General features: G+C 62.5%; 4 protein-coding genes. 2 read left to right on the top strand and 2 right to left on the bottom strand.

Going from position 1 to position 2943, the window contains the following annotated elements:
* The coding region (locus BI344_RS22425) for an SDR family NAD(P)-dependent oxidoreductase (RefSeq protein WP_139167125.1) at positions 1–476 on the bottom strand (476 nt) is incomplete at its 3' end.
* Between the two features lie 114 nt (positions 477–590).
* On the opposite strand from BI344_RS22425, the gene BI344_RS22420 reads away from it, so the two are divergent.
* Entirely contained in the window at positions 591–959 is a 369-nt protein-coding gene (locus BI344_RS22420; RefSeq protein WP_071114997.1) for a VOC family protein, read from the top strand.
* Between the two features lie 30 nt (positions 960–989).
* On the opposite strand, the gene BI344_RS22415 is transcribed toward BI344_RS22420, so the two are convergent.
* Positions 990–1547, bottom strand: coding sequence for a thymidine kinase (locus BI344_RS22415; RefSeq protein ID WP_071114996.1), 558 nt, complete (start codon positions 1545–1547; stop codon positions 990–992).
* 307 nt (positions 1548–1854) lie between these two features.
* Here BI344_RS22415 and BI344_RS22410 point away from each other — a divergent pair, with 307 nt between their 5' ends.
* On the top strand, positions 1855–2883 hold the full coding sequence (locus BI344_RS22410; protein WP_071116724.1) for a dienelactone hydrolase family protein: 1029 nt from the start codon (positions 1855–1857) through the stop codon (positions 2881–2883).
* Positions 2884–2943: the final 60 nt, after the last annotated feature.

Raw genomic sequence — 2943 nt, 5'->3', positions numbered from 1 at the left:
CTCAGGAAGTAGACCTCGGAATCGCCGAAGAATTCGTCCGGCATGCGGTCGGCGTTGGTGCTGCCGATATTGATGATGCGGCCACCGTCGTTCATGTGGCGCGCCGCTTCCTGGCTGGCGATGAACACGCTGCGCACGTTTACCGCCAGGGTATGATCCAGGTCCGCCAGCGGCGGCTCCTCGATGGCTCCCCATGCCAGCGCGCCGGCGTTGTTGACCAGAATGTCCAGTTTGCCGAAGCGGTCCGCCGCCTGGCGCACGGCGCGGCGCAGCGCGTCGGCGTCGGCGCTGTCCGCCTGGATGGAGGTGGCCTTGCCGCCCGCTGCGACGATTTCCCCTGCCATCGCTGCGGCCTTGGCCGCGGTGGAGACGTAGGTGAGGGCAACCGCTGCGCCTTCGCGCGCCAGCCGTTTGGAGATGGCGGCGCCGGGCAGCGGCTTCCACGCGGTGTGAACCATCGGGCGCGGCTGCCGCATTTTGCCTTCCTGCCCGTCGGGCCGGTGTCGATGCTGACGAAAACTGACAGTGTCGGCGGCTAGGATGAAGGCATGGCAGGGCGTGGTGCCCGCCATCTTTCATGGAGAATCGTCATGCTCCATCCCAACTTTGTCATTCTGTATGTGGACAATCCGGCGCGCAGCGCGGAGTTCTATTCGCGGTTACTGGATTTGCAGCCGTTGGAATCCTCCCCTGCATTCGCCATGTTCGGCATGGGCGGAGGCTTGCGGCTGGGACTGTGGTCGCGCGATGCGGTGGAGCCGGCGGCCATGGCGCCGGGAGGAGCAGGCGAGCTGGTATTCGCTTTGCCGGATTCGGCCACGCTGGACGAGTGCCACCGCCGCTGGCAGGCGCTGGGCCTGCCGCTGCTGCAGCCGCCGGTGGAGATGGATTTTGGCCGGACCTTCGTGGCGCAGGACCCGGATGGGCACAGGTTGCGGGCCTATGTGCCGTTGCAATAAGGACAAACTGGCCTAAGCCTGCCTGGAACCTCAGCGTTCGTTGTAGAAGCAGTTGCCGCAGACGGCGCGGTAGCGCGCTTCGCCGCCTATCTCCACCTGCGGGCCTTCCTTCACTCGGCGGCCCTTTGCGTCTATGCGGATGTGCATGGTGGCCTTGCGGCCGCACTGGCAGATGGTCTTGATCTCTTCCACATCTTCCGCCAGCGACAGCAGCCAGGCCGAGCCCGGGAAGGGGTGGCCCTGGAAGTCGGTGCGCAGGCCGAAGCAGATCACCGGCACATTGCGGGTGTGGGCCAATTCGTGCAGCTGGCGCACCTGTTCCGGGCTCATGAACTGGGCTTCGTCCACCAGGATGCAGTCGATGCCGCTGAAGTCGATGGCGAGGAAGTTCAGCTCGGCGTTGAAGGTATGCGCTTCGCGCTGGATGTTGAGGCGCGAGGTGATCTGGCCCACGCCGTAACGGTCGTCCATGGCGCTGGTGTACAGCGCCACCTGCTTGCCCATCGTTTCGTAGTTGTTGGCGATTTGCAGCAGCTGGGTGCTCTTGCCGCTGTTCATCGCGGCGTATCGAAAAAACAGTTTGGCCATGCTGAATGTGCGAAGTAGCGGGTGCCGGGCGGGCAGGATACCACGGAGCGCTCCGCTTGTGCGGCCTGGGGCTCCGTTTCTTGATTTGACGATTGCGGGAGTCCTGCGCGCCGTTTAAGCGCTGAGTTCGCGCCTGCTGGGCGCCATTCGTCAATGGCGACGGAAAGTTGCAATATGGTTCCGCGATGCTGAGCGGGATTGCAATGGATGGTTTGTCGTGGGGCTCGCGTCGCGTGGCGAGAGGATTGAGGAAGTGCGGAATGGGTTCTCGCGCGCGGAATTTCGAAACCAGGGGGGGGTGAAATCCATGTTGTCGATTATGCGTCAAGGTTTTGTCGTGGGGCTGATCGCTTGTTTCCTCGTCGGCAGCGATGCTTGCGCCTCGGGCATCAATGCCGCTTTCGCTCCGGTTGCGAACTTGATGGATGGACGCGTTGGGGCGCTGGCGTTCGAGTCTGTCACGCCGCGGCAGATTATGGCTTACGTTAGGCGCCAACCGATGGGTAGGGCGGTGGTGACAGGTATGCTGTCGCTGCCGGATCAGGCGAAAGGCCCGTTTCCTGCCGTCGTGATTCTGCATGGAAGCAGCGGCGTCAATCCGGGCGAGTGGATGTGGGCTCAACGGATGAACGCGCTGGGTTTTGCCAGCTTTGTCGTCGACAGTTTCTCCGGGCGGCAGATCGTGCAAACCGAGAGCGACCAGACGCAGTTATCGATGGCGGCCGATATCGCCGACGCGTTTTCCGCCTTGCGGCTGTTGGCGACGCATCCCGCTATCGACTCAAAGCGAATCGCCGTGATGGGTTTCTCGCGCGGGGGAATTGCCGCTCTCTATTCCTCGCTTGAGCCATTCCGAAAAGCGGTCATTCAAGACGGTCTTCGCTTTGCTGCGCATATTGCGTTCTATCCCAGTTGCGGCATTCACTATGTTTCGAACCGTCTGGATGGTTCGCCGGTCTTGCTGCTGCTTGGCGGCAAGGACGATTACACTCCGGCGGCATCTTGCATGGCCTATGCCGACGAATTGAAAGCGAAGGGCGCCCAGCTGGCGGTGAAAGTGTTTCCCGGCGCCTATCATGGCTTTGATCGGTTTGCATCCCCGCATCTTGTTGCGCAAGCGACCAGCGCGAGGTTGTGCCATGGCTGGTATGACCTTGATTCCGGCCGTTTCGCCATGGTCAATGACAGTCGAGTCTTGTTCGGCAGTGCTGCGCAGTTGGAGGCGCGGCACTGCCTGAGCAAGGGCGTCACCATAGGCGGAGATCCGGATGGGCGGGAACAGTCTCCGGCGCTTGTCGCCAGCTTTCTGCAATCGGTGTTTGCCGGGGGGCGATAGGCGGGTTTCGGATTTAGAATTGGGTTGTCACGCGCATCCGCAGCCTTGCCGGAGATGGCG

Origin of the sequence: Chromobacterium sphagni (genome assembly GCF_001855555.1) — a bacterium.
In the GTDB taxonomy this organism is placed as follows: Bacteria; Pseudomonadota; Gammaproteobacteria; order Burkholderiales; family Chromobacteriaceae; genus Chromobacterium; species Chromobacterium sphagni.
This window is presented reverse-complemented; position numbering and strand designations above follow the sequence as displayed.

Bases quoted from the DNA above. Each gene is read 5' to 3' on its own strand.
- BI344_RS22420 (WP_071114997.1), top strand. From the start codon at position 591: ATGCTCCATCCCAACTTTGTCATTCTGTATGTGGACAATCCGGCGCGC.
- BI344_RS22410 (WP_071116724.1), top strand. From the start codon at position 1,855: ATGTTGTCGATTATGCGTCAAGGTTTTGTCGTGGGGCTGATCGCTTGT.
- BI344_RS22415 (WP_071114996.1), bottom strand. From the start codon at position 1,547: ATGGCCAAACTGTTTTTTCGATACGCCGCGATGAACAGCGGCAAGAGC.